Genomic DNA, 26699 nt, shown 5'->3' on the forward strand with positions numbered 1-26699 from the left:
ATTCGTTTTTCACGCCACCGTTAGCGAAAGAAATAAAGCGTAATCGGATGTTTATCGCGCGAAAAGGCAAACGGGCAGCGAACTGCCCGAAACATAAGGTTTAAGGCGCAGCCAGTATACCCGCATGTATTAACCATTGCGTATAGGGAATGAGGGTAATTTTGACGCACAGCAGCCCGACCAGGGTAAGCACCAGCGTGTACGGCAGCGCCATCCAGACCATTCTTCCATAAGAAAGCCGTATGAGTGGCGCCAGCGCGGAGGTCAGCAGGAACAGAAAGGCGGCCTGTCCGTTCGGGGTGGCCACCGATGGCAGATTGGTGCCGGTGTTGATCGCCACCGCCAGCAGCTCAAACTGTCCGGCGCTTATCGTCCCGTGCTCCATCGCCGCTTTTGCCTCGTTGATATAAACCGTACCGACAAACACGTTATCCGAGATCGACGAGAGCAGGCCGTTGAACAGATAAAACAGCGTCAGCTGCGCATCCGTCTCGGCCTGCAGCACGTAGGCAATGATGGGCGAAAACAGCTGCTGGTCGATAATCACCGCCACAACGGCGAAAAACACCGCCAGCAGGGCGGTAAACGGCAGGGCCTCGGTAAACGCTTTGCCGATGGCGTGCTCGTCCGTCACGCCGGTAAAGGTGGTGGCCAGAATGATAACGGACAGCCCGATCAGGCCGACCTCCGCCAGGTGAAACGCCAGCGCGGCGATCAGCCACACGCCGATAATGCCCTGGGCGATAAGGCGCAGCGTCTCCTGGCGGGTGCGCTGGCTGCGGCTCTGCCGGTCGAACTTCTCCAGCTCCTGACGCACCGGCTCCGGCAGCTGCGTGCCGTAGCCGAAGGCCTTAAACCGCTCCAGCAGGATGCAGGTGGCGATTCCGCACACCAGCACCGGCACGCTGACCGGCGCCACGCGCAGGAAGAACTCGCCGAAGTTCCAGCCCATCGCTTTGGCGATGATCAGGTTTTGCGGCTCGCCCACCATGGTCATCACGCCGCCGAGCGCGGTGCCGACGCCCGCATGCATCATCAGGCTGCGCAGAAACGCGCGGAACTGCTCCAGCACCTCGCGATTGTGCGCGTCTACGTGGCTGTCGTCCTGCAGATCCTCTCCCGGACGGGAAGAGGCCACGCGGTGATAAATACCGTAAAACCCGACGGCAACGCTAATCACCACCGCAACCACCGTCAGCGCGTCAAGGAACGCGGACAGGAAGGCGGCGGCCAGGCAGAAGGCCACGGACAGCATTGTCTTAGACGGGATGCTCAGCAGCAGGCGGGTGAAGATAAACAGCAGCAGCTGCTTCATAAAGTAGATCCCCGCCACCATAAACATCAGCAGCAGCAGAACCTCAAGATTGCTCGCCAGCTCTTCTTTAACGTGCTCCGCGCTGGTCATGCCGATAACGACCGCTTCGAACGCCAGCAGCCCGCCCGAGAGCAGGGGATAGCATTTCAGCGCCATCGCCAGCGTGAAGATAAACTCGCCGACCAGCAGCCACCCCGCAGCGAAAGGATTAACCAGAAAGATAAGGGGATTTACCACCAGGAAGACCAGCAGCGTCAGTTTGTACCAGTCAGGTGACTGACCTAAAAAGTTGCGCCACAGCGCGCGTCCAACAGAAATTTCCACGACAGATGTCCTTCACCGTCAACGAAGACAAACCCTAAGTATACGCCGCTGCGTAAATTTCATAAAAATGAAACGACGATCCCTTTTTTCTCTCTTACCTGCGCTATCTGCCTCTGCGCGCCTCTGGTATGATGAGTACCATTTGCTAAAGCTGTGTAATGGAAATCTCACTATGGTTATTAAGGCGCAGAGCCCGGCGGGTTTCGCGGAAGAGTACATCATTGAAAGCATCTGGAATAATCGTTTCCCCGCGGGATCAATTCTACCTGCTGAACGCGAACTCTCTGAACTGATTGGCGTCACCCGTACCACGCTGCGCGAAGTGCTGCAGCGCCTGGCGCGCGATGGATGGCTGACCATTCAGCACGGCAAGCCAACCAAAGTGAACAACTTCTGGGAAACCTCCGGGCTGAATATTCTTGAAACGCTCGCGCGCCTCGATCACGAGAGCGTCCCACAGCTGATTGATAACCTGCTCTCTGTGCGTACCAACATCTCCACCATCTTTATCCGCACCGCGTTTCGCCAGCACCCTGAAGACGCGCTTAAGGTGCTGGCCAGCGCCAGCGAAGTGGAAGATCATGCCGACGCCTTCGCGACGCTCGACTACAACATCTTCCGCGGTCTGGCGTTCGCCTCCGGCAACCCGATTTATGGCCTAATCCTCAACGGCATGAAGGGGCTCTATACCCGCATTGGCCGCCACTATTTCGCCAATCCGGAAGCCCGCAGCCTGGCGCTGGGGTTCTATCACAAGCTGAGCGAGCTGTGCTCCTCCGCCCAGCACGATCAGGTGTATGACACCGTTCGCCGCTATGGCCGAGACTCCGGCGAGATCTGGCACCGGATGCAGAAAACCCTGCCGGGTGATTTAGCCATCCAGACGCGCTAAAAGAAAAACCTCTCAGATGAGAGGTTTTTTTTCGTCGGGTGGGTGGCGCTGCCTACAAAATCCGTAGGCCGGGTAAGGCGCAGCCGCCACCCGGCAAAAATCCCCCACTACAGCGTATTCAACCGCGCCGGGCAGCGATCCAGCAGCTCTACGCTGCCGTCCTCGTTTTGCTGCTCCAGCAGCACGTCGAACCCCCATAGGCGGTGGACGTGTTTCAACACTTCCTTGCGCCCCTTGTCCAGCGGCGCGCGGTTGTGCGGGATATAGCGCAGCGTCAGAGAGCGATCCCCGCGCAGATCCACGTTCCAGACCTGAATATTCGGCTCAAGGTTGCTCAGGTTGTACTGAGAAGAGAGGCGGGAGCGGATCTCGCGATATCCTTCCTCGTTGTGGATGGCGGAAATTTCCAGAAAGTTATTTCTGTCGTCGTCCAGCACGGTAAAGAAGCGGAAGTCGCGCATGATCTTCGGCGACATAAACTGGCTGATAAAGCTCTCGTCCTTAAAGTCGCGCATCGCAAAATGCAGCGTCTCCAGCCAGTCCGACCCGGCGATATCCGGGAACCAGTACTTATCCTCTTCCGTCGGTGACTGGCAGATGCGCTTGATGTCCTGGAACATGGCAAAGCCGAGCGCGTACGGGTTAATCCCGCTGTACCACGGGCTGTTATAGGCCGGCTGGAACACCACGTTGGTATGGCTGTGCAGGAACTCCATCATGAAGCGCTCGCTGACTTTCCCTTCGTCATAGAGGTGGTTAAGGATGGTGTAGTGCCAGAAGGTCGCCCAGCCTTCGTTCATCACCTGCGTCTGCTTCTGCGGGTAGAAATACTGGCTCACCTTGCGCACGATGCGCAGGATCTCGCGCTGCCACGGCTCCAGCAGCGGGGCGTTCTTCTCCATGAAATAGAGCAGGTTTTCCTGCGGCTCCGACGGATAGCGGCGCGCCTCGGCGACGGTTTTCTCTTCCTCACGCTTCGGCAGGGTGCGCCACAGCATGTTCACCTGGCTCTGCAGATACTCCTCGCGGCTCTTCTGCCGCGCCTTCTCCTCCTGGAGGGAGATCTTCTGCGGACGCTTGTAACGGTCAACGCCGTAGTTCATCAGCGCGTGGCACGAGTCGAGCAGCTTTTCCACCTCGTCCACGCCGTAGCGCTCCTCGCAGTCGGTAATGTATTTGCGGGCGAAAATCAGGTAATCGACGATGGAGCTGGCGTCCGTCCAGCTGCGGAACAGGTAGTTATTTTTAAAGAAGGAGTTATGCCCGTAGCAGGCGTGCGCCATCACCAGCGCCTGCATGGTAATGGTGTTCTCTTCCATTAAATAGGCGATGCACGGGTTGGAGTTAATGACGATCTCATACGCCAGCCCCTGCTGGCCGTGCTTGTAGAGCCGCTCGGTCTCAATGAATTTCTTACCGAACGACCAGTGAGGGTAGTTAATCGGCATCCCGACGCTGGAATAGGCATCCATCATCTGTTCGGAGGTAATGACTTCGATTTGATGCGGATAGGTATCGAGGCGGTAGAGTTTGGCGACCCGGTCGATCTCGGCGAGGTAGACGTCCAGCAGCTCGAAGGTCCAGTCGGGTCCATCGCTCAGACGAGTGTTGTCCTTAGATATGGAATCAATAGTAGCCATTAGCGCGCCCTCATTGTGGATGGCTCTCTCTGACTGGAGAACCTCTTTTCAAGCATAGAACAACGCGTTGAAAAGCGTGCTTAAGCAGAAATTTTTTCTTTGCGATTTCGCGTTTTCGATACCGCAAAAAGCGCCGCGTCGACAGAATTTTATTCTGGTTAAAAATAACGCGCAGCAGGAGATTCCAAATAACCGCCATCCCATCCAGCAGGGGAGGATGTGAGATATGTCACCATAAAAAAGCCGTATGTTGAATAATATTTTCATCTAGGTTATCAATCTGTAATTAGAAGATTGTTCTTTTGCTCATTAACGGAGTGGCTATGCGTGTTGTCATACTGGGAAGTGGTGTGGTTGGCGTAACCAGCGCCTGGTATTTAAGTCAGGCGGGGCATGAGGTTACCGTCATCGATCGTGAACCAGGCCCCGCGCTGGAAACCAGCGCGGCGAACGCCGGGCAAATCTCTCCCGGCTATGCCGCTCCGTGGGCGGCGCCGGGCGTGCCGCTGAAGGCGATCAAATGGATGTTCCAGCGCCACGCGCCGCTGGCTATCAGCCTCGACGGCACCCAGTTCCAGCTGAAGTGGATGTGGCAGATGCTGCGCAACTGCGACACCCGCCACTACATGGAAAACAAGGGGCGGATGGTGCGCCTGGCGGAGTACAGCCGCGACTGCCTGAAGGCGCTGCGGGCCTCTACCGGCATCGCTTACGAAGGCCGTCAGGGCGGAACGCTTCAGCTTTTCCGCACCGCGCAGCAGTATGAAAACGCCACCCGCGATATCGCCGTTCTCGAAGACGCGGGCGTCCCGTATCAGCTTCTCGAGGCGAGCCAGCTTGCCCAGGTTGAACCCGCGCTCGCGGAAGTGGCGCACAAGCTGACCGGCGGCCTGCGCCTGCCGAACGACGAGACCGGCGACTGCCAGCTCTTTACCCAGCGTCTGGCGCAGATGTGCGAGCAGGCGGGCGTAACGTTCCGCTTTAACACCTCCGTCGACAGGCTGCTCAGCGAAGGGCAAAACATCTACGGCGTGAAGTGCGGTGACGAGGTGATCAAGGCCGACGCCTACGTGATGGCCTTTGGCTCTTACTCCACCGCGATGCTGAAGGGCATTCTCGATATTCCCGTCTACCCGCTGAAGGGCTACTCGCTGACGCTGCCGGTAAAAGAGGACAGCGGCGCGCCGGTCTCCACCATTCTGGATGAAACCTACAAAATCGCGATCACCCGCTTTGATAACCGCATCCGCGTGGGCGGCATGGCGGAGATCGTTGGCTTCAACACCGAGCTGCTGCAGCCGCGTCGCGAAACGCTGGAGATGGTGGTCGGCGATCTCTTCCCGCGCGGCGGCGCCGTCGAGGAGGCAACCTTCTGGACCGGCCTGCGGCCGATGACCCCGGACGGCACGCCGATCGTGGGCCGCACGCCGTTTAAAAACCTGTGGACCAACACCGGCCACGGCACGCTCGGCTGGACGATGGCCTGCGGTTCCGGCCAGCTGCTGAGCGACCTGATCTCCGGGCGCACGCCGGCAATTCCGTTTGACGATCTCAGCGCCGCGCGCTATCAATCGGGGTTTACCCCTTCGCGCCCGCAGCATCTGCACGGCGCGCACAGCTAAGGAGTCGTCATGTCCCGTCCTGTTCTGGCTCAGCTGGACCTGCAGGCCCTGAAGAATAACCTGCAAATCGTCCGCCGCGCCGCGCCGGGCTCGCGCGTCTGGTCGGTGGTGAAGGCGAATGCCTACGGCCACGGTATCGACCGCATCTGGAGCGCGCTCGCCGCCACCGACGGCTTTGCCCTGTTGAATCTTGAAGAGGCCATTCTGCTGCGCGAGCGCGGCTGGAAGGGGCCGATTCTCCTGCTGGAAGGGTTCTTCCACGCGGGCGATCTCCCGCTGCTGGATAAGTACCGGCTCACCACCAGCGTGCACAGCAACTGGCAGGTGAAGGCCCTCCAGGATGCGAAGCTGCACGCGCCGCTGGATATCTACCTCAAAGTCAACAGCGGCATGAATCGCCTCGGCTTCCAGCCCGAGCGGGTGCACACCGTCTGGCAGCAGCTGCGCGGGTTAAAAAACGTCGGCGAGATGACCCTGATGGCCCATTTTGCCGATGCGGAAAAACCGGACGGCATTGACGATGCGATGGTGCGGGTGGAGCAGGCGGCGGAAGGGCTGGACTGCCCGCGCTCGCTCTCCAACTCTGCCGCGACGCTCTGGCATCCTGAAGCGCATTACGACTGGGTGCGTCCCGGCATTATCCTCTACGGCGCCTCCCCGTCCGGCCAGTGGCAGGACGTTGCCAACAGCGGTCTCAGGCCGGTCATGAGCCTGCGCAGCGAAATCATCGGCGTGCAGACGCTGAAGGCGGGGGACACGGTTGGCTACGGCAGCCGCTATCGCGCAGCGGGCGAGCAGCGCATTGGGATCGTCGCGGGCGGGTATGCGGACGGCTATCCGCGGGTTGCGCCAACCGGCACGCCGGTATGGGTTGACGGCGTGCGGACGGGAACGGTCGGCACGGTATCAATGGACATGCTGGCCGTAGACCTGACGCCGTGCCCGCAGGCGGGGATCGGTTCGCCGGTCGAGCTGTGGGGCAATGAGGTTAAGATTGACGACGTGGCCTCTGCGGCGGGCACGGTAGGGTACGAACTCATGTGCGCTCTTGCGCCGAGAGTGCCGGTTGTGACGGTGTAACTAGCGTATGTGTCGGGTGGCGGCTGCGCCTTACCCGACCTACAAAATCCTCGAACGTAGGCCGGGTAAGGCGAAGCCGCCACCCGGCAAAAAAATCTTACTCCGACTCCTCATCCATCGGCTTCACGCCGACTTTCCGCACCGCATTATCCTCTTTCTCCGCCACCGTCCAGACCATTCCGGCGAACTCGACCTGGTCGCCCACCACCGGCGCAGCGCCCAGCAGCTGCTGGATAATCTCGCCCAGCGTCTGCTGCTTATCGCGGTACTCCAGCCCTTCGTCCAGGCCGTAAATCAGCGCCACGTCGGCGAACTTGGCGCTGGCTTCCAGAATAAAGTCGCCGAAGAAGCGCTGGTCCAGCGCGACGGGCGGCGACTGGCTGAACAGCTTGCCCAGCGCGGGAAGATCCGCCTCGCGGCCAATAACGCACAGAATATCGCCCTCGCGCAGGCGGGTGCTGCCGGTAGGATGCTGCAGGGCGTTGTCGCGGAACAGGGCGGCAATGCGCGTTTCGGCAGGCATATGCAGATCGCGCAGCGACGCGCCCACGCACCATTTGTCCGCGCTGAGCTGGTAAACAAACTGCTCCCACGGGTTTTCCGGGTGAATATCCAGCCCCACGCGCGAGACGGGCAGCCCCACCGGCGGCACCACAACCTTCGCCCTTTTCGCCGCCCAGCCGAGCGAGGTGCCCTGGAACAGCAGCGAGATCAGCACCACGAAGAACGCCACGTTGAAGAACAGCCTGGCGTTTTCCAGCCCGGCCATCATCGGGAAAACGGCAAGGATGATCGGCACCGCGCCGCGCAGCCCAACCCAGCTGATAAAGACGCGCTCGCGCAGGTTAAACCCGCGAAACGGCAGAAGGCCGGCAAACACCGACAGCGGGCGGGCGAAGAAGATCATCCACGCCGAAAGAATCAGCGCCGGGATGGCAATCGGCAGCAGGTCGGACGGCGTCACCAGCAGGCCGAGGACCAGGAACATGGCGATTTGCGCCAGCCAGGCCAGCCCATCGAAGTTCTGCAAAATGGCGTGGCGGTTGCGAATAGGGCGATTGCCGAGCAGGAAGCCGCAGAGATAGACCGCCAGAATGCCGCTGCCGTCGAGCGCGGTCGTCAGCGCGAAAATCAAGATCCCGCCGCTCAGCGCCAGCAGGGGATAGAGGCCCGCAGGCAGGGAGATGCGGTTGATCATCTGCTGCAGCAGGTAGCCGCCGCCGAGGCCGAGGATAATCCCCAGCCCAAACTGCTGCAGGATATGCCAGGCAAAGAGCCAGCTCAGCCCGGTTTCGTGCTGCTGAATCATCTCAATCAGGGTGATGGTCAGAAAGACCGCCATCGGATCGTTGCTGCCGGACTCAATTTCGAGCGTAGAGCCGACGCGCTCGTTCAGCCCCTTGCCGCCGAGCAGTGAAAACACCGCCGCCGCATCCGTCGAGCCGACGATGGCCCCGATCAGCAGGCCTTCCATGATGTCGAGATGAAACAGCCACGCCGCCATCATGCCGGTCAGGCCGGAGGTAATCAGCACGCCGACGGTCGCCAGCGACAGTGCCGGACCGAGCGCGACGCGAAACGAGCTGGCCTGGGTGCGCATCCCGCCGTCCAGCAGGATCACCGCCAGCGCCAGGTTACTCACCATATAGGCGAAGGGATAATTATCGAACGGGATACCGCCGATGCCGTCGATACCGGCGAGCATGCCGATAGCGAGAAAAATCACGAGAATGGGTATGCCGAGGCGCGATGAGAAAGAACTTAATAAAATGCTAAAGGTCACGAGGACCGAACCGATAATGAAAAGGCTAATTATTGCTGCGGCATCCAATGTTGTTGTACTCCCACCTTAATCAAGCTGTCTCTATTAAAACCCTAACATATTAACGGCACGAGCAGCGTTTAATTAAGGCGGTATGATTGGTTTTTTATGCCTTTATGACCGGATGTCCGCTTATCGTTAATCGACAGCCGGAATTATCGTGCACAAAGGATGCCTGCGCGCCGAGCGGCAGAGTCACGGTTTGCTGCTCGTGGCCGAAATTAAGCCCGGTAATGACCGGAATATCCAGGCGCGAGCGGATAAAATCCACCATCGTTTCCAGCGTGTAGCCGTCGTCATAGTCGTTGGGCTCTGAGCCGCTAAAGCTGCCTAAAATAATCGCCGACTGTTTCGCCAGGATCCCGGCGTAATACAGCTGCAGCAGCATGCGCTCGACGCGGAACGGATGTTCGTTAATATCTTCCAGCACCAGAATGCCGTCCTCAATCTGCGGCAGCCACGGCGTGCCGAGAAGCGAGACCAGCATCGCCAGGTTTCCACCCCACAGCTGGCCCTCGCACGCCCACTGCGGCCCGCTGCCTTGCCACTCCACGCTGAAGGTCGGGTTTTGCAGCGCGCGCCAGAAGTGCTCCACGGTGAACGCGTTAAGCTCCGGCGCGCCGAAGTTCCCGGCCAGCATCGGGCCGCTGAAGGTGATGACGTTATGCGTTGCCAGCAGGCCAAGCTGGATGGCGGTGAAATCGCTGTGCCCGCAGATTAAAAGCGGATCGCGCTGCTGGCGCGCGGCCAGCCCCTGCCAGTCGATGCTCTCAAGAAGCCGGCTCGCGCCGTAGCCGCCGCGCACCGCCAGCACGACGTTATTCGCGCCCTCAAGGTTCGTCAGGCCGTTGATATCGTTCAGCCTTTGCGCTTCCGTCCCGGCAAAACGCTGCGCGCGGCGGGGAAGGATTGTCTGATTTTCTACCCGATGGCCGGATTCGAGCAGGCGCTGCACGCCCCGCTGCGCCGCGTCCTGGTTAATGCAGTAGCCGGAGGGGGCGATAAGATGAATCTGAGACATGGCAATTCCTTGCTGAATGAGAAGCGAATAGTCTATATCATGCCGCTTATCCGCTGCCCGCTTCAAGGGGGGCGTACCGCGATGACCGGCTATAAGGACAGATGACGTGAAATTGAGATGGTTTGCTTTTTTAATTGTGCTGCTTGCTGGCTGTAGTTCGAAACAGGATTATAAAAATCCCCCCTGGAATCCCGAGGTGCCGGTGAAGCGGGCCATGCAGTGGATGCCGATCAGCGAGCAGGCCGGGAAAGCCTGGGGCGTGAGCCCGCGCCTGATCACGGCGATCATCGCCGTGGAGTCCGGCGGCAACCCGACGCTGGTGAGCAAATCGAACGCGGTGGGTCTGATGCAGCTTAAGGCGTCAACGGCGGGGAAAGAGGTTTACCGCTACATGGGCTGGAGCGGGCAGCCGTCGACCAGCGAGCTGAAAAACCCGGAGCGTAACATCTCGATGGGCACGGCGTACCTGAGCATACTGGAACACGGCGTGCTGAAGGGGATAGAAGATCCCGAGGTGATGCAGTACGCGCTGGTGGTCTCCTACGTGAACGGGGCAGGGGCGCTGCTGCGGACCTTCTCGTCCGACCGTAAGGAAGCCATCGAGGAGATTAACGATATGGACAAGGACGAGTTCGTCGAGCACGTCGCGAAAAATCACCCGGCACCGCAGGCGCCGCGCTACATCTGGAAAGTGCAGAAGGCGATGGACGCCATGTAATGCCGCCGTCGGGCGGCCCGCCTGCCCGACGCGCTTTACAACACCTTGCTGGCGCGCTCGCGCGCGTCGCGCTCCAGAGAAAAGATAATGCGCTGAAGCTCGCGCTCGGCCGCTGGCCCCACGTTCAGGAAGCGAAAGCTCAGGCGCGGGGTGGTAATGGTCTCATTTTTACCGTCCACCACCTTACGCTCGCTGATGGCAATCAGCTGGGCGTCAAACCAGAAGCGCCCAAATCCCCCCATATCCAGCTCGATCTGCGTAAAGCGCATCCCTTCGACCAGTCCGTCGGGCTTCGGCACGTCCATTAGCGCGCCCATGCCGCCCAGCGACAGGTCGAAAAGGCGAAAGCGGATCTCTTTTTTATCCGGCATTTTGGCTTTGCAGAAGTAGGCGGGATGCAGAGGCGCGCTGATGCGGAAATATTCCCGGCGCTGCACGAACCAAAGGTTCAGCGGCAGCGAGGAGGTGAACGCGGGCAGCCCCTGATAAACGCTCGGCGACAGGCGCGGCAGAACGAACTCCACCTTCGCGCCCTGGGTTTCCGCCATCACCGAAATGTGCTCCGCGCGCAGCACGGCGCGGTTCTCCTGCTCCTGACTGCCAAGGTCGATAATCAGCGCATCCGGCGAGGCGTCCAGAATTTTGCTGATGAACTGGCTGTCGGCCCAGCTGATGCGCAGCGGCACTTCGCCCTTTTGCAGGTCGCGCAGCACCCCCAGTACAGCCAGCGGATTTTGCTTCAGAAACTGCTCACTGTAATTACTCACGCCAGATGGCTCCTCGATGTATCACGGACTGTCTGTGGGTTATCGGCAGCCCGCGGTGAAACTTAATACAAACCGGTGAGTTTTTTTAAGCGTAGGCCAATTTAAGTCGGTGAGTTGAAACTGATTTTCTGACGATGGCCTATACTTAAGCTACTGGCGCAGGAGGGTTTCTGCGCAGGCATTCATCTGCAAGAGGGCATCGCTATGGGTATCATCGCCTGGATTGTTTTTGGTCTTATTGCCGGGGCTATCGCCAAACTGCTTATGCCGGGGCGCGACGGCGGCGGCTTTATTTTGACCTGTGTCCTGGGTGTCGTGGGTGCGGTTGTTGGCGGCTGGCTGGCGACGATGTTCGGCGTCGGCGGGAGCATCAGCGGCTTCAACCTGCACAGCTTCCTGGTGGCCGTGGTCGGCGCCGTCGTGGTGCTGATCGTGTTTCGACTGCTCAGGCGGGCATAAAAAATCTCAGGCGGCTCTCTTCGGAGGGCCGTTTTTTTATTTGCGTATTGATTTGCTAATTGAAATGATAATAATTGTCGTTCACAATATTATATATATCAAGACGACACTATGAACACCACACGTTTCGCGCAAGGCGCGCTGGCAGGAGCCGTAGCGCTGGCATTGCAGGTTCCCGCGTTCGCTGAAGAATCCACCATTCTCGTCACCGGATCGGAGCAGGGAAGCGAGCTGCCCGCCTGGACCAACAGCGCCACCAAGTCCGCGGTGGCCGAAAGTAAAACGCCGCAGGTGATCAACACCGTGTCGGCTCCGCAAATCGAGCAGCGCCACGCCAGCTCCGTAAACGAGATCCTGCGCTACGCCCCTGGCGTGTCGACAGAGGTGCGCGGCAATACCTCCTACATGAGCGAATATAAAATCCGCGGATTCACCGTCGATCAGGAGTTCTACAACGGGCTACAGCTGCCGTACAACGTCACGGGGAACACCAAGGCGCGCATCGATCCGCTGCTGATTGAGAGCGTCGATATCCTCAAGGGGCCATCTTCGGTGCTGTACGGCGGCGGCTCGCCGGGCGGCCTGGTCAATATTCAAAGCAAGAAGCCGCAGAAGGCGGCGAAAACCGAGCTGGGCTTCACCACCGGGAACCGCAATCTGAAGGAGGGCTATCTCGACTCCACCGGCCAGATTGCCGACAGCGACTGGAGCTATCGTCTGCTGGGCAAAGCGACCGAGAACGACGACCAGCCGCACACCACGCGCTATGAAAACTATCTGGTGGCCCCGTCCGTGACCTGGCAGCCGGACGGCAAAACGCGGCTCACCGTCGACGCGCTGGCGCAAAATACCCCGAGCCTGTCGCCGTCTAACCCGCTGCCGCTCTCCTACCTGCGCTCGCAGTACGCCGATCGCCGCGCCTTCGCCGGGGATGAGTGGAGCGGCTTTAAGCAGCGCCAGTGGATGCTGGGCTACAGCTTTGAGCACGAGTTCGACAGCGGCTGGGGCTTCAGCCAGAAGGCGCGCTACTTTGACGTTGATACCCACCAGCGCAGCGTGTACGCCACGGGCACCGGCAGCGAGGTCTATGAGCTGAACCGCTTTGCCTACACCACGGATGAGGATCTTAAGAGCTTTAACATCGACAACCAGGTGACCAAAACCGTGGCGCTGGGCGAGTGGCAGCACCACCTGCTGGCCGGCTTTGACTACCAGAAGATGGACTCGCACTTCCACTACCGCTACGCGTCGGCCGCGACGCCGGGCATCGATATGCGCAACCCGGACTATTCGCAGATTGACGAAGGGGCGCTGGGGCTCTACACCGCGCAGAAAAACCGCCTGAGCTATCAGCAAAACGGCTACTACGTTCAGGATCAGGTTGAGTATGGCGGGCTGAACCTGCTGGCGAGCCTGCGCTACGACGATTACCGCTCCGTCACGACCGACTACCTGAAAAACGGCGACAAGGCGTGGGTTTCTCAGGACCGCGTGACCAAGCGCCTGGGCGCGCTCTACGCGTTCGACAACGGCCTTTCCCCGTTCATCAGCTATTCGGAAGGCTTTGCGCCCGTCTCGCCGCAGGGCACGCTGACGGCAAAAGACGTCAAGCCGACCACCAGCAAACAGGTTGAGGGCGGGGTGAAATACCTGCTGGCCGACTACGCGACGACCTTTACCGCCTCGGTATTTAACATTCGCCAGAAGAACGTGGTGACGTCCGATCCGGGCTTCCTGAACTACCGTCAGACCGGGGAAGTGGAATCGAAGGGGGCAGAGCTGTCGGCAGTGAGCCGCCCAACGGACAGCCTGACGCTGATTGCTAACTACGCCTACACCCACGCCATCAATACTCAGGACGATAAGTATCAGGGCAAACGCCCCACGCAGGTGCCGGAAAATGCGTTCAACCTGTGGGGAGACTACGCCTTCGACAGCACGCTGCTGAAGGGGCTGACCCTGGGCGCGGGCGCGCGCTACACCGGGCCGATGGAGATATCGCCGACCAACGACGCGGGCAGGCTGGGCGGAACGACGCAGTACGATCTTGCGGCGTCGTACCAGATGGGGGAAATCTCGCCATCGCTCAAGGGGCTGACGCTTAAGGCCAGCGCGCAGAACGTCACCAACAAGGAGACGCTGACCTGCTACGACGCGACCAACTGCTGGATCGGGCGCGACCGGACGTATCAGCTCGGGGCGAGCTACAGCTTCTAAAAAAACGCCCGGTGGCGCTGCGCTTACCGGGCCTACAAATAAAAACGCCCGGTGACGCTAACGCGTACCGGGCTTGCACATTCACCGTAGGCCGGGTAAGGCGCAGCCGCCACCCGGCAATGCTCGCTTACTGCGCTGCACTCTTCACGGGTGCCGCTTCGTCATTCGCCGCAGGCTGATTCTCCGGCACGCTGTCGCACGGCTTCTCTTTCGGGCAGACCAGATCCAGCATCTTGAGCGTCACGCCGTTGCTCCAGCCAAACCCGTCCTGCAGCGGATATTCCCCGCCGCCGCCGCCCGTCCCGGTGGAAGACACGTCATATTTCTCCACCAGCTTTTTCTCACGGTCGTAGGTGTGCTGCACGTTTTTCAGGAATCGCCAGGTCACGTCCATCGCCACTTTGTCCTGCCCGTAGTTTTGCAGCCCTTCAACCGCCACCCACTGCAGCGGCGCCCAGCCGTTCGGCGCGTCCCACTGCTGCCCGCTGTTGACGGTGGTGGTCGAAATGCCGCCCGGCTTCAGCAGGCGCGAGGAGGCAACCGCCGCAACCTTATCCGCGCGATCCTGCGCCGCGGCCTTCACGTAAAGCGGGAACAGCGCCGCGGCCGTCAGCTGATTGCGCACCTTTTTGCTCTTGAGATCGTAATCCGCGTACCAGCCTTCCTTGCTGTTCCACAGGTGGCTTTCAATCGCCTTTTGCCGCGCGCTGGCCGCCGCGTCGTATTTGCTGGCGCTGGCGGCATCGCCCTCGTCCTGGCTGGCGCGCGCCAGCAGCTTCTCCATTTTGAACATCAGCGCGTTCAGGTCGACGGGAACGATGCTGGTGGTGCGGATGGTGCCAAGCTTCTGCGGATCGTCCATCCAGCGGGAGCTAAAGTCCCAGCCGGACGCGGCGGCGGAGCGCAGATCGCGGTAAATCTCCGTTGCCGGGCGGTTTGGGTTGCCTTTTGCGGTCGTCACGTCGTCAAGCCACGACTCCGGGCGCGGCGTGTCGCTGTCGTCCCAGTAGCGGTTGAGGATCGTGCCGTCATCCAGCTTGACCACGCGCTTGTTGGCCTGTCCGGGCTGCAGCGCATCGACGCCGTCCATCCAGTAGGCGTACTCTTTTTCCATCTGCGGACGGTATTTTTTCAGCGCGCCCTCGTCGTGGGTCGCCAGCAGTTCAACCATCAGCGAGAAGAACGGCGGCTGGGAGCGGCTCAGGTAGTAGCTGCGGTTGCCGTTGGGAATATGCCCGTAGGTGTCGATTTCATAGGCGAAGTTGTCCACCATATCGCTGATTTTGTCCCAGTGGCCGCTCTCGGCCAGGCCCAGCATGGTGAAGTAGCTGTCCCAGTAGTAGACCTCGCGAAAGCGTCCGCCGGGCACAACGTACGGCTTAGGCAGCGGCAGGAGCGAATCCCACTTCTCGGCCTTGTCGGTGGTGCGGGTCAGCACCGGCCAGAGGCCGTCAATATGTTCGCGCAGGGTCTGGCCCGCGGGCGGGACGTACTTTTCACCCTCTTTCGGCAGGGTAAAGTTCACGTCAACAAAGTGGCGAAGATCGAAACCGGACTGGGCGCGCTGCATCCGGTAGTCCGCGAGGATCATCAGCGGATCGCTGTTCGGCACGGCGTCGGCGAAGGTTTTTTGATCCGGGAACAGCTTCGCGCTCTGCACGTCATTAAAGAGAGGACCGAGCAGAACGTCGGGGGAATTTTTCTGCCCCGCGGGCAGATCGTCTGCATAACCCCACGCGGAAAATCCCAGTAGAGCGCCTCCTAGTGCAAGATGCAAAAGCGCAGGGCGGAGTGTATGAGGTTTTGTCATCGGTTATTCTCCTGTATTCGATGAGCAGCGTGGCCACTGTTGTCAATCACCTGAAAACCTTAGACGAATTTGCGCGGCTTCGCGTGTTCCATCTCCCATTTTGCGCACAACCAGACGATTTCCCGCTCAGATTTCCTCCGCGGATGGGATCGATTCCCGCAGCGCGCCCGGCGCGTGCCCGACAATTCGCTTAAACGCCCGGCTAAACGCGGCCAGCGATCCGTAGCCCAGGCGCAGCGCCACGGTTTCGATAGGCTGATGCTCGTGGCGAATGTACTGCACCGCGAGGCGCATTCTCAGCTCGCTAAGGTATTTCGCCGGGGTGGTTCCCGTAGCGGAGAGGAAGCGCTCCGCAAAGACCGAGCGCGATGTCCCGGCCTCCCTGGCCAGATCCGCTACGCTCCAGTTGACGCCGGGCTGCTGGTGCATGGCGTAAATCGCCCGGCTCAGGCGCGGGTCGCGCAGCACCTGCACCCAGCCCGCGGCTTTACCGCATCCCGCCTCTACCCAGCCGCGCACGATAAGCGCCGCCACCACGTCCGCGAGGCGCGCGAGGATGCCCGCATAGCCCACCTGGCGCGTCATCGACTCGCGCTCCATCGCGGCCAGCAGCGGGTGGATCTCCGGCCAGGTCGACATTAACCGGCTGACCAGCATCACCTCCGGCATCGCCTTGATTAACGGCTGCATGCCGCCTAGCTCAAAGTCCATGCAGCCGCTGAAAATCACCGTGTTCTCGCGCTCCGGGCACGGCTCGCAGGAGATGGCGCAGACCGTATTGCAGATGGCCTCGCTGGGAAAGGCGTTGACCGGCGTCACCTCGGCCTGTTCGTCCGAGAGCAGCACGTGGGCGTTGCCGTTGGGGATAAACAGCGAGTCGCCGCCGCCGAGCGCAAAGGTCGCGCCGCTCTCCATGCGCAGCAGCGCCGTGCCGTGGCTCACGAAGTGAAACTGCGCCCTGCCGGACGCCTGGTGAAACGCCACGCCGAACGGCGCGCTGGCCTCGATCCGCCGGTATTTCACCCCCGACAGGCGCATGCCGCGCAGAAGTTCGCTGATCAAATCGGGTGAATGGGCGGTCATGAGGGTAACTCCGGACGAATTATCAATAAGTGAAGATTATATGTCATAGATCGTCCACGGGGAACGCTCTATGCTTTTGCGACATTAGTCACATTTTTATAACGGGAGTACAACAGATGAATCAATGTGTCGCGGCGAGCGAGGCGATTGCGCCTGCAAAGCCCGCCTGGCGGGCCGTCTATTCACTGGGGCTGGGCGTGTTTGGCCTGATCACCGCCGAGTTTCTGCCCGCCAGCCTGCTGACGCCGATGGCCGCAAGCCTGGGGGTATCGGAAGGCATGGCCGGGCAGGCGGTAACCGCCACGGCGCTGGTGGCGCTGGTCACGGGGCTGCTGATTACGTCGGCGACCAAAAGCATTGACCGCCGCTGGGTGCTGATGTTCTTCTCCGTGCTGCAAATCATCTCCAGCCTGCTGGTGGCCTTTGCGCCGACGCTGCACGTGCTGCTGCTGGGACGGCTGCTGCTCGGGGTCGCCATCGGCGGGTTCTGGGCCATGTCCACCGCCACGGCGATGCGCCTGGTGCCCGCCGATAAGGTGCCGAAGGCGCTGGCGGTGATTTTCTCCAGCGTCTCGATTGCCACGGTGGTCGCCGCGCCGCTCGGCAGCTATCTCGGGAGCCTGATCGGCTGGCGCAACGTCTTTATCCTCTGCATCGTGCCGAGCATGGTGGCGCTGCTGTGGCAGCTGTGGGTTCTGCCGTCGATGAAGCCGGAGAGCAGCGGCGGGCTGGCGACGCTGTTCCGCGTGCTGCGCCGTCCGGGAATGATCGGCGGGATGCTGGCGACCATTCTGATCTTCAGCGGCCATTTCGCCTTCTTTACCTATCTGCGCCCGTTCCTCGAAACGGTGGGGCAGGCCAGCGTCGAAACCATCTCGCTGATCCTGCTGGGCTTTGGCGTGGCAAACTTTGTCGGCACCTCAATCGCCGGGCATCTGCTGGCGCGCAACCTGCGCCTGACGCTGGCGCTGGTGCCGTTCGCCATGGGCGTGCTGGCGCTGATGATGGTGGCGTTTGGTCATCTGGCGATGCTCGACGGGCTGCTGGTGGCGATGTGGGGCTTTGCCTTTGGCCTGGTGCCGGTGGGCTGGTCGACGTGGCTTGCGACCACCGTGCCGGACGAGGCTGAAAGCGCGGGCGGCCTGCTGGTGGCGTCTATCCAGCTGGCGATAAGCGCGGGCGCGGCGGGCGGCGGAGTGGTGTTCGACCTCAACGGCGCCAGCGGCGTGTTTGCCGGAAGCGGCCTGCTGCTGGTTACCGCAATGATCATCGTCTTTACGGGCGTAAAGGTCAAAGCGGCGTAAACGGCTGGCCCGGTCGCTAAGGGGGGCCGGGCCGCAGGGCGGGGCATTTCACTCGCGCGGCTTCACCGCTTTTCGGCAAAGCAACGCGATATAAGTTCGTTGTGCATTCAGGCGCGTTCCCGGATCGTCAGAGGCTATTGTCACTGACGGGAAGGGCACCTGAAGGAATGAGCCACTATGTAGACGAGCAGCAGCGCAACGAGATCCACCGGCTTTACCGCCGCTTTCTGTGGCGCACGGAGCTGCCGACCTGGGGCGTGATTATCACCGTTTACGGCGGCTGGTTTGCCACGCTCGCCTTTTGGGAAACGCTGGGGCTGCTGCCCGCCACGCTGCTGCTGATCGTTCTTACCGCCTGGTACATGGCGCTCCAGCACGAGCTGATCCACGGCCATCCGACGCGCAATCCCCGTTTTAACCAGCTGTTCGGCACGCTGCCGCTGGCGGTGTGGTATCCCTACGGGCTGTACCGCGATTCCCACCTGGCGCACCATCGCAATGAAACGCTTACCGTCCCGGAGGACGACCCCGAATCCTACTACTTCACCGAGCGGAGCTGGACGGGATTTTCCCCCTGGCGCAAGCGGCTCATTCGCGCGCGCAATACCTTCCCCGGACGCCTGCTGCTGGCGCCGCTGCTGGATATTATCCAGACGCTGGGCAGCGCCGCGGCGGCGTTTCGCCAGCGCGACGGGCGGGGGATCGCGATGTGGCTGATCCACCTCGGGCTGCTGGCGCTGCTGCTCGGCGGAATGGCGCACCTCGGCTTTTCCCCGGTCTGGTACCTGCTGGCGGTGAGCTACCCCGCGCTGGCGCTGACCAAGGTGCGATCCTTCATGGAACACCGCGCGGCGGACGATCCGCTGGCACGATCGGCGATCAACGAGGCGGGGCCATTCTGGCGCGTGCTCTTTCTCAATCTCAACTACCATTCAGTGCATCACGATCTCCCCGGCGTGCCCTGGTACGGGCTGAGAACGGTATACGAGCAAAACCGTGAGGCGTACCGGCGGCGTAACCAAGGGTTCGTCGTCAACGGCTACAGCGAATGGGCGCGCCTGTTCTGGGGAAAACCGATCGACGTCACCGTTCATCCCGGAGTGAAAAAAGACCACCATGAGTAGCGTGCTCGCCTTTCCCATGTACGCGGTGAACCGCAGCGAGACGCTGGCGCTGCGGCAGGCGGTTTTCGCCCTGCTGCGGGCGCGCGGCGTAATCATTCCCGAGCGCTCCCCGGCCTGGCCGGAGGGCGACCTGCTGAGCCACTGGCGGCAGCCGGATCTGATCCTGAGCCAGACCTGCGGCTACCCGCTGGTGACCGCGCTGCCGGATGTTCAGGTCGTGGGCTGCTTTGAATACACCGCGCCCGGCTGCGAGGGCGTTAACTACCGGAGCCTGCTGGCGGTGCGCGAGGAGGATAAGCGCCTCACGCTTGCCGACTTTCGCGGGCGGCGGGCGGTGTGCAACTCGGCGGACTCCCAGTCCGGCTACAACGCGCTGCTGAAGACGATCGCGCCGCTTGCGGTGAAGGGGCGCTTTTTCGAACGCGTTCACCTAAGCGGCAGCCACCGTCAGTCGCTGATCGACGTAATTAGCGGGCGAGGGGATATCGCCGCCGTTGACTGCGTCACCTGGGCGCTGCTGGCGCGGCATGAGCCGCAGCTGCTTGACGGACTGGCGGTGATGGGGCAAACGCCGCCCGCGCCGGGGCTGCCGCTGATTACCTCCGGGAAAACGTCGCCTGAAACGCTGGCGATCCTGCGCGATGCGCTGCATACGCTGGCCAGCGCGCCGCGGTATGAAGATGTGTGTGACTCAATGCTGATTGGCGGCTTTAGGGCGATGTCGCGCCAGCCGTACTCGCTTCTGCTCGACTGGCGCGGCGAGGCCGAAAAGCAGGGGGTGACAAGGCTTTAGCGCTTAATAAGCGCGCAGGGTAATTAACAAAAAAATCCACGCCGGGGCGTGGATTTTAAACGTGACTCTCGTGGAGAGGGTCAGGCGCGGTTAGACGTGGCTTTCGTAATCGCTACCGCTGTCGGATTCAACGTCGCTGACGTAGTTATTACCGGTTTTTGCCGCCTCAACGAGCCGCTGGTAGCTGTTTTCCAGCTTCTCTTTCTTGACGACGAGCCTGCTGATGCTGTCATCATGACGCGCGGCTGACTGTTTAACTTCAGGGTCGGCCATACGCTCGGCTTTTTCTTCGATATCCTTCTTCAGTGCGGTTGTATCCTTAATGGTGCTATCGATAATATTAATTCGCTTCGCTAACGTGTTCAGCGCGCGGCTACCGGTTTCACCCATCTCCTCGAAACCTTCCTGATATTGCGCAATTCTTGCGTCATATTTTGACTGCAGCGGCGAACGTTCTTCAGCCTTAATGGCCGCGATGCGCGTGTCTCGGGCTGATTCCAGGCGGCGAATATCCTGCTTAATGTTCGCGACCTCATGTTGCGCACTATTATATTTCTTCATGCGGGTAAGGAACGCTGAGCCGCTGTCGCTCAGCACCTCTTTTGTGGTCGTAGCAGAATAGGAGCGTCGACCCTCAACCACGATGGTCTTGGTGCCAAACATCTTTTCAGCATATTCAGGCGTAGCCATTTTCCCCTTAAGAAATTTATTGTTTTGCGCTTTGGCCAAATCATTTAATACGTCGGTTTTTCCATATTTATTCAGGAAACTAACAAGCTCAGGCTCGCGTTTATTAATTCTGCGAATGTCTACCTTCAGCCTGTCAATATCGCTGTTCATTTTTTTGGTTAATTTATCAATACGCTTTTCCTGATCTTCGGTAATCTGCTGTGGAGTGATCTGCTCTAATTTTTGCTTCTCGACAGCCACGAAATCTATTGCTTCATTTCGTTTGTCAATCATTTCATGCACCAGATTTTTATCAGATTTGGCGCTTTCTACATGGCTGTTTGCCACTTTCGTCTGGTATGCGATCTCTTTGCTAAGGTGATCAACCTCAATTTTTTGGCTAGCCTGGAAAATACGGTCGCCAATATTGTTCAGCTGGGTGAGCTTCTTGTCGTGGATCTTTGATTCCTGCTTCTCAAGCTTGACCTTAACATTTTCAATGAATGACTCGACGTTTTTAGAATCTTTAATGTCGAAGTTATTACGCATTCGGTCGCTCAGGCTGGCGAGTAATTCTTTACTGTTAGCCACGCCGCCCATTTTATCCAGCGTTTTATTAACGGTTTTAAGATCGCTTTTATGCACCCGTTCTGAAGTTCTTAGGTTATCAAGGGCAGCAATAAATCGATTTTGTTCACGTACGGTTAACGACATAATTTCCTCGCTTGGCATTAATTCAAAATATAAAACCGTTCACAGGAGCGGTTTAGCTGACGGGTTGTATAGTGTCATGCGCTATCGTGAGCTTCTTGCAAAAAACGCTTTTTACTGAAAAGGGCATATTTTTGCGGTGTCGTTTTTTGAAAGTCGTGCCAGTAAAAATTAAGTAGATTAAAGCCACTCACTCTATGCGAATAAAGTGTGTGTTGGTGTATCTATTAACTTTTACAGGAATGAACAACGATGCAATTAACCAAATGGGCCTGGGCGCTCGGCATGACGACCACCGTACTCGCCTGTCAGGTACAGGCGGCCGATCAGGGTCACGGCAAGGTCACATTTACCGGCGCTATTATCGACGCCCCTTGTTCAATTACCCCCGATACCATTGAACAGACCGTTGACCTCGGTGAAATTTCCAACAAAGCGCTGGCGAACGGCGGGAAATCGCGTCCACGTCCGTTTGATATCAAGCTGGAAAGCTGCGATCTCGCTGGCCTGACGGATAAAACGGTCACCATCACCTTCACCGGTTCAGAATCCAGCGCCCAGCCGGGCTACCTGGCGCTGGTCGGCACGGCCAGCGGCGCGGCCATCGGCATTACCAATGACAATGGCACCAGCATCCCGCTTGGCACGCCGAGCTCGGCCACCAAAACCCAGCAGGGTGATAACACCCTGACCTATGCCGCTTACCTGCAGGGGAACGGCGCCACGTCCTCCGTGGTGCCGGGCGAGTTTACCTCGGTTGCCAACTTCACCCTGGCTTACCAGTAAGACGACGTTGGCCTTGCGGCCGTCTGGTTCGGTTTTTTGCGGGAAATCTATGAAACGTAGCGCTTCATTTGTCACGCCTGTGCGGCTGCTGTGGCTGACGTTGCCCTTCGTCTGCGCGGGCGCAGCGGCGGCGAACGCCACCAGTCAGGGGCATGGCAAGGTCAGCATGCAGGGGGCGATTATCGATACGCCCTGCGCGATCAAGGTCGATAGCCGCGATCAGGCGATCGACCTCATCACGATGCCGTTGGATCAGATCATCAATGCTGGGGGCGGGCCATCAAAGCCGTTCAGCATTCACCTCGAGAACTGCGCGCTGGAGCCGATGCTGCCAAACCATCCTGACTGGTCACATTTTCGCGTCACCTTCGACGGGGCCATCACCGATGGCTCGCTCTTCGCGCTTCGCGGCGAGGCCCGCGGGATCGGTCTGGAAATTATGGACGCCGCAGGCAACCGCATGCTGCCGGGTATCGCCTCTTCGTCGGGGCAGCTACAGCCCGGCGCCATGCGCCTTGATTACAGCCTGCGGCTGGTGGGTAACCACCAGAAGCTGCGCGCGGGTGCGTACCAGACGACGGTGCGTTTCAAACTGGATTATTTTTGATGAGGCACGTTTTTAACTATTCGGGCATTGCGGTGGTGGTCAGCCTGGCCCTGCAGGGAGGAATGACTAAGGGGTATGCGGCGCAAAGCATTCAGTTTAATACCGACGTGCTGGACGTCAGCGATCGGGCGCATATCGACCTGAGTCAGTTTTCCCGCGCCGGTTTTATTATGCCGGGAAAGTACCAGATGGTGGTTCGCCTGAACAAAACCGAGCTGCCCGAACAGCCGCTCGGTTTTCTGGCGCCGGACGATGACCCAAAGGGCAGCGAGGCGTGCCTGACGCGCGACCTCGTGGCGCTGCTTGGGCTTAAATCCGCGCTGCAAAGCTCGCTGACCTGGTGGCATGACGGCACCTGCCTGCAGCTGGCGAGCCTGCCGGGAGCCAGCCAGCGCGCGGACCTGGGATCTAACACCCTGTACCTGAGCATTCCTCAGGCCTACCTCGAATACACCGCCGAGAATTGGGATCCCCCCGGCAGCTGGGACGAGGGGATTGGCGGGGCCATTTTTGACTATAACCTCAACGGCCAGTCCTCGCGGTATGCCACGGGAAGCCGCCGCGAGATGAAATCGCTGACGGGCAACGGCACCACCGGTTTTAACGTCGGCGGCTGGCGGGTGCGCGCCGACTGGCAGGGGCGCTACAGCCACAGCGACGGAATGTATCAGGACAGCCAGCGCGAGTGGGCGTGGAGCCGCTACTACGCGTGGCGGGCGCTGCCGTTGCTGAAGTCGAAGCTGATGATGGGGGAGAACTACCTCAACTCGGGGCTGTTTGACAGTTTCCGCTACACGGGAAGCAGCCTGGAGTCGGATGACAATATGCTGCCGCCCAACCTGCGCGGCTATGCGCCGGAGGTGGTCGGTGTCGCGAGGACCAACGCGAAGGTCACGATTAGCCAGCAGGGACGCGTGCTGCACGAAACCACCGTGGCGGCGGGGCCGTTTCGCATTCAGGATCTGAACACGGCGGTTTCCGGCACGCTGGACGTGGAGATACAGGAGCAGGACGGCACCGTTCGCCATTTCCAGATGGATACCGCCAACATTCCCTATCTGACGCGGCCGGGCATGGTGCGTTACAAGCTGGCGCTGGGCAAGCCGTCGGACTACCGCCACAACAGCGTGGGGCCGGGATTTGCCACGGGGGAGTTTTCGTGGGGGATCAACAACGGCTGGTCGCTCTACGGCGGCAGCCTGCTGGCGGGTGACTATAACGCGCTGGCGACCGGCGTCGGGCGTGACCTGCTGGCGCTGGGGGCGGTCTCGTTTGACTTCACCGAGTCGCGGGCGGTATTGCCGCAGACGGGCAGCCGGTCCGGCGGCTCCTGGCGCCTCAGCTACTCCAAGCGCTTTGACGAATACGACAGCCAGGTCACCTTTGCGGGCTATCGCTTCTCGCAGCGTAACTTTATGAACATGGCCGAATATTTAAACGCGCGCTATCACGGCATCGCGGGGAGTAACAACAAAGAGCTCTACACCATTGCGTTTAACAAGCAGTTTCGGCAGCTGGGGCTGAGCGCCTACGTGAACTATAGCCACCAGACCTACTGGGACCGCCCGGATAACGATACCTATAACCTCTCGCTATCGCGCTTTTTCGATGCCGGACAGCTTAAAAACCTTGGCCTGACCCTGTCGGCCTACCGCACCCTTTATAACCATACGCGCGACGATGGCGCTTATCTCAGCCTCTCGGTGCCGTGGGGCAACGGGGGCACGCTCAACGTCGACGGCCAGGCGGGTAGTTCAGGCAACGGGGCGACGGTCGGCTATTTCGACACCATTGACGCAAACAATACCTATCGGATTAAGGCCGGGGTTGTCCGGCAGGGCCGGGCGGTCAGCAGCGGGTACTTTACGCACAAGGGCGACGTTGCCGAGATGACCGCCAATACCACCTATGAGGAGGGGCGCTACCGCTCCTGGGGCGGCGCGATTCAGGGCGGCCTGACGGCGACGCCGGAGGGCGTGGCGATGCACCGGGTGAGCAGCATGGGCGGGACGCGCATGATGGTTGATACGGCGGGCATCGCCGGGGTACCCGTTCGCGGATACGGCGCGGCAACGCAGACGAACCGCTTTGGCAAGGCGGTGGTGGCGGATATCAGCAATGGCTACCGCAGCAGCGTCAGCGTGGACGTGAACAACCTGGCCGACAACGTCGAGGCAACGCGGTCGGTGGTGCAGGGGACGCTGACGGAAGGGGCCATCGGCTATCGCCGCTTTGGCATGATTGCCGGTGAAAAGGCGATGGTGCGGCTGCGTCTTGCGAACGGCAGCGTTCCGCCGTTCGGTGCGACGGTGCTCAGCCATCGCGAGGGCCAGGCCGGGATCGTCGACGATGACGGCATGGTGTGGCTCACGGGGATGGTCAGCGGGGAGTCGATGCGGGTGATGTGGGATGGGCAAACGCAGTGCGTCGTGACGCTGCCGAAGCCCCTGCCGACCGGCGTCCGCATTCTGCCGTTAACCTGCCAGCCGCTGCAGATATAGCATTTCAGCCATCCGCGATCGCGGGAAAAACAACCGGGCCACCGTACTCTGCGGTGGCCCAACAACAGCGAGTATATCCGTATGAAACATCATTTATCGCTCACGGGGATCGGGACAGCGCTGATCGCCGGGCTGGTTTGCCAGAGCGTGCAGGCTGCCGTTACGCTCGACCGCACGCGGGCCGTTTTCAACGGCGCAAACCGGTCGATGAGCCTGAACATCACCAACCAGAACAAGGCGCTGCCCTACCTGGCGCAGGCGTGGATTGAGGATGAAAAGGGGAACAAAATCAGCGGGCCGCTGGCGGCGCTGCCGCCGCTGCAGCGGGTAGAGCCCGTGGCGAAGGGGCAGGTGAAGCTGCAGCTTACCGACGATGCCCGGTCGCTGCCGCAGGACAGGGAATCCATCTTCTACTTTAACCTGCGCGAAATTCCGCCCAAAAGCAGCAAGGCCAACACCCTGCAGATTGCGCTGCAAACGCGCATCAAGCTTTTCTACCGTCCGGCCGCGCTGCAGCTCGACCGCGACAAGGCGCCGGATCTCTGGCAGAAAAAGCTGGTCCTGACCCGCCACGGCGAAGGCTACCGCGTCAGCAACCCCAGCCCGTACTACGTGACGCTGGCCGCCGCGTACAATCAGCCGGGCGGCGCGCCCATTGCCGGATTTGACCCGGTGATGATTGCCCCGTTCTCTGAATCGCCGCTCACCGTAAAGGCGGGTGCGCTCGGCAGTAAGCCCGTCATGACCTGGATTAATGACTACGGCGGTCGTCCAAAGCTGATGTTCAGCTGCGCGCACGACGTCTGCCGGGTTGTGGACAGCAGGGCTGGATAAGCACCATGAATGAAACGACAACATGCGCCGCGGTGCTGCTTATCGCCAGCGCCCTCGGCCCGGCCATGCCCGCCTTCGCCGACGCGGACAGCTGGGATGTGGAAGGGGCGCACGGCGAGCTGCACGTCTACGGCGAGTTTGTGGAGGGCGCCTGCCGCCTCGAGATGGTCTCGCAAAATCAGGTGATCGATCTGGGGCGCATTACCGCGTCGCTGCTGCAAACGGTGGGGGCACGCGGGGAAGCGCAGGCGTTTACCCTGCGGCTGCGCGACTGCGTCCACGTCGGCGGCAACATGCTTGATTTGCGCACGGGCAACCGCTCCTGGGATCGCGTGCAGCCACTGGTCAGCGTGACCTTTACCGCCCCCGCCGATCCGGATACGCCCGAGCTGGTTAAGGTCACCGGCGTCAGCGGGATGGGCCTGCGCATCACCGACAGCGCGGGCCGCGACGTGCGTCTTGGCCAGCGCGGCGTACCGCATTTTATCGTGCCGGGAAACGGTGCGCTGCTCTACCGCGTGCAGCCGGAACGCACGGCGCAGGCGCTGTCGTCCGGCGAGTGGCGCGCGACGGTAGGATTTGAACTCGACTATGACTAAG

The 26699-nt window shown here is 60.4% G+C and carries 22 protein-coding genes; 14 read left to right on the forward strand and 8 right to left on the reverse strand.

The window, feature by feature from the left end:
• Nucleotides 1-100: 100 nt before the first annotated feature.
• Nucleotides 101-1639: a sodium/proton antiporter NhaB gene (gene nhaB / locus AB8804_RS01390; protein ID WP_371182239.1), complete on the reverse strand. Its 1539-nt coding sequence runs from the start codon at nt 1637-1639 to the stop codon at nt 101-103.
• A 172-nt stretch (nt 1640-1811) separates the two neighbouring features.
• Between nhaB and fadR the strand changes: the two genes are divergently transcribed.
• Nucleotides 1812-2531, forward strand: a complete 720-nt coding sequence (gene fadR / locus AB8804_RS01395; protein WP_371182241.1) for a fatty acid metabolism transcriptional regulator FadR — start codon at nt 1812-1814, stop codon at nt 2529-2531.
• Between the two features lie 107 nt (nt 2532-2638).
• On the opposite strand, the gene AB8804_RS01400 is transcribed toward fadR, so the two are convergent.
• Nucleotides 2639-4171, reverse strand: a complete 1533-nt coding sequence (locus AB8804_RS01400; protein WP_371182242.1) for a SpoVR family protein — start codon at nt 4169-4171, stop codon at nt 2639-2641.
• 323 nt (nt 4172-4494) lie between these two features.
• Between AB8804_RS01400 and AB8804_RS01405 the strand changes: the two genes are divergently transcribed.
• Both AB8804_RS01405 and dadX read left to right on the forward strand, forming a co-directional pair.
• The gene (locus AB8804_RS01405; protein WP_371182244.1) at nt 4495-5793 is read left to right on the forward strand and encodes a D-amino acid dehydrogenase; all 1299 of its coding nucleotides are present in this window, start codon (nt 4495-4497) and stop codon (nt 5791-5793) included.
• A 9-nt stretch (nt 5794-5802) separates the two neighbouring features.
• Nucleotides 5803-6873 carry a catabolic alanine racemase DadX gene (gene dadX, locus AB8804_RS01410; protein ID WP_371182246.1) on the forward strand — a complete coding sequence of 357 codons (1071 nt, stop codon included), beginning with the start codon at nt 5803-5805 and terminating at the stop codon, nt 6871-6873.
• A 97-nt stretch (nt 6874-6970) separates the two neighbouring features.
• Here dadX and AB8804_RS01415 read toward each other — a convergent pair whose 3' ends face one another.
• Entirely contained in the window at nt 6971-8704 is a 1734-nt protein-coding gene (locus tag AB8804_RS01415) for a potassium/proton antiporter (RefSeq protein ID WP_371182248.1), read from the reverse strand.
• 97 nt (nt 8705-8801) lie between these two features.
• Nucleotides 8802-9716, reverse strand: coding sequence for a muramoyltetrapeptide carboxypeptidase (ldcA, locus tag AB8804_RS01420; protein ID WP_371182249.1), 915 nt, complete (start codon nt 9714-9716; stop codon nt 8802-8804).
• A 106-nt stretch (nt 9717-9822) separates the two neighbouring features.
• Here ldcA and emtA point away from each other — a divergent pair, with 106 nt between their 5' ends.
• Nucleotides 9823-10434: a membrane-bound lytic murein transglycosylase EmtA gene (emtA, locus tag AB8804_RS01425; protein ID WP_371182251.1), complete on the forward strand. Its 612-nt coding sequence runs from the start codon at nt 9823-9825 to the stop codon at nt 10432-10434.
• A gap of 35 nt (nt 10435-10469) precedes the next feature.
• On the opposite strand, the gene AB8804_RS01430 is transcribed toward emtA, so the two are convergent.
• Entirely contained in the window at nt 10470-11201 is a 732-nt protein-coding gene (locus AB8804_RS01430) for a flagellar brake protein (protein ID WP_371182253.1), read from the reverse strand.
• A gap of 204 nt (nt 11202-11405) precedes the next feature.
• Between AB8804_RS01430 and AB8804_RS01435 the strand changes: the two genes are divergently transcribed.
• Together AB8804_RS01435 and AB8804_RS01440 are read left to right on the forward strand one after the other, a co-directional pair.
• Nucleotides 11406-11660, forward strand: coding sequence for a GlsB/YeaQ/YmgE family stress response membrane protein (locus AB8804_RS01435; RefSeq protein ID WP_112012487.1), 255 nt, complete (start codon nt 11406-11408; stop codon nt 11658-11660).
• Nucleotides 11661-11771: 111 nt separating this feature from the next.
• The gene (locus AB8804_RS01440) at nt 11772-13877 is read left to right on the forward strand and encodes a TonB-dependent siderophore receptor (protein ID WP_371182256.1); all 2106 of its coding nucleotides are present in this window, start codon (nt 11772-11774) and stop codon (nt 13875-13877) included.
• 127 nt (nt 13878-14004) lie between these two features.
• Here AB8804_RS01440 and AB8804_RS01445 read toward each other — a convergent pair whose 3' ends face one another.
• Together AB8804_RS01445 and AB8804_RS01450 are read right to left on the reverse strand one after the other, a co-directional pair.
• Entirely contained in the window at nt 14005-15687 is a 1683-nt protein-coding gene (locus AB8804_RS01445; RefSeq protein ID WP_371182258.1) for an alpha,alpha-trehalase, read from the reverse strand.
• Nucleotides 15688-15813: 126 nt separating this feature from the next.
• Complete coding sequence (locus AB8804_RS01450; RefSeq protein ID WP_371182260.1) at nt 15814-16770, reverse strand: AraC family transcriptional regulator; 957 nt, start codon at nt 16768-16770, stop codon at nt 15814-15816.
• Between the two features lie 116 nt (nt 16771-16886).
• On the opposite strand from AB8804_RS01450, the gene AB8804_RS01455 reads away from it, so the two are divergent.
• From AB8804_RS01455 to AB8804_RS01465, 3 genes are all read left to right on the forward strand, one after another.
• Complete coding sequence (locus tag AB8804_RS01455; protein ID WP_371182262.1) at nt 16887-18074, forward strand: MFS transporter; 1188 nt, start codon at nt 16887-16889, stop codon at nt 18072-18074.
• A gap of 167 nt (nt 18075-18241) precedes the next feature.
• Nucleotides 18242-19198: a fatty acid desaturase gene (locus AB8804_RS01460; protein WP_371182264.1), complete on the forward strand. Its 957-nt coding sequence runs from the start codon at nt 18242-18244 to the stop codon at nt 19196-19198.
• On the forward strand, nt 19191-19991 hold the full coding sequence (locus tag AB8804_RS01465; protein WP_371182266.1) for a phosphate/phosphite/phosphonate ABC transporter substrate-binding protein: 801 nt from the start codon (nt 19191-19193) through the stop codon (nt 19989-19991). Before AB8804_RS01460 ends, AB8804_RS01465 begins: the two co-directional genes overlap by 8 nt.
• Nucleotides 19992-20081: 90 nt before the next feature.
• Here the strand turns inward: AB8804_RS01465 and AB8804_RS01470 are convergent, their stop codons facing one another.
• A complete protein-coding gene (locus AB8804_RS01470; protein ID WP_371182268.1) occupies nt 20082-21374 on the reverse strand; it encodes a hypothetical protein in 1293 nt (430 codons plus the stop codon).
• A 249-nt stretch (nt 21375-21623) separates the two neighbouring features.
• Here AB8804_RS01470 and AB8804_RS01475 point away from each other — a divergent pair, with 249 nt between their 5' ends.
• The 5 genes from AB8804_RS01475 (at nt 21624) to AB8804_RS01495 (ending at nt 26698) form a co-directional block, all read left to right on the forward strand.
• On the forward strand, nt 21624-22157 hold the full coding sequence (locus tag AB8804_RS01475) for a fimbrial protein (RefSeq protein ID WP_371182270.1): 534 nt from the start codon (nt 21624-21626) through the stop codon (nt 22155-22157).
• Nucleotides 22158-22206: 49 nt separating this feature from the next.
• Nucleotides 22207-22764, forward strand: a complete 558-nt coding sequence (locus AB8804_RS01480) for a fimbrial protein (protein WP_371182272.1) — start codon at nt 22207-22209, stop codon at nt 22762-22764.
• Nucleotides 22764-25265, forward strand: a complete 2502-nt coding sequence (locus tag AB8804_RS01485; RefSeq protein WP_371182274.1) for an outer membrane usher protein — start codon at nt 22764-22766, stop codon at nt 25263-25265. The genes AB8804_RS01480 and AB8804_RS01485 overlap by 1 nt, the downstream gene beginning before the upstream one ends.
• A gap of 75 nt (nt 25266-25340) precedes the next feature.
• The gene (locus AB8804_RS01490) at nt 25341-26099 is read left to right on the forward strand and encodes a fimbria/pilus periplasmic chaperone (RefSeq protein ID WP_371182802.1); all 759 of its coding nucleotides are present in this window, start codon (nt 25341-25343) and stop codon (nt 26097-26099) included.
• A 5-nt stretch (nt 26100-26104) separates the two neighbouring features.
• On the forward strand, nt 26105-26698 hold the full coding sequence (locus tag AB8804_RS01495; protein ID WP_371182276.1) for a fimbrial protein: 594 nt from the start codon (nt 26105-26107) through the stop codon (nt 26696-26698).
• Nucleotide 26699 lies beyond the last annotated feature (1 nt).

This window comes from Enterobacter sp. KBR-315C3_2022 (assembly GCF_041399425.1).
Taxonomy (GTDB): domain Bacteria; phylum Pseudomonadota; class Gammaproteobacteria; order Enterobacterales; family Enterobacteriaceae; genus Enterobacter.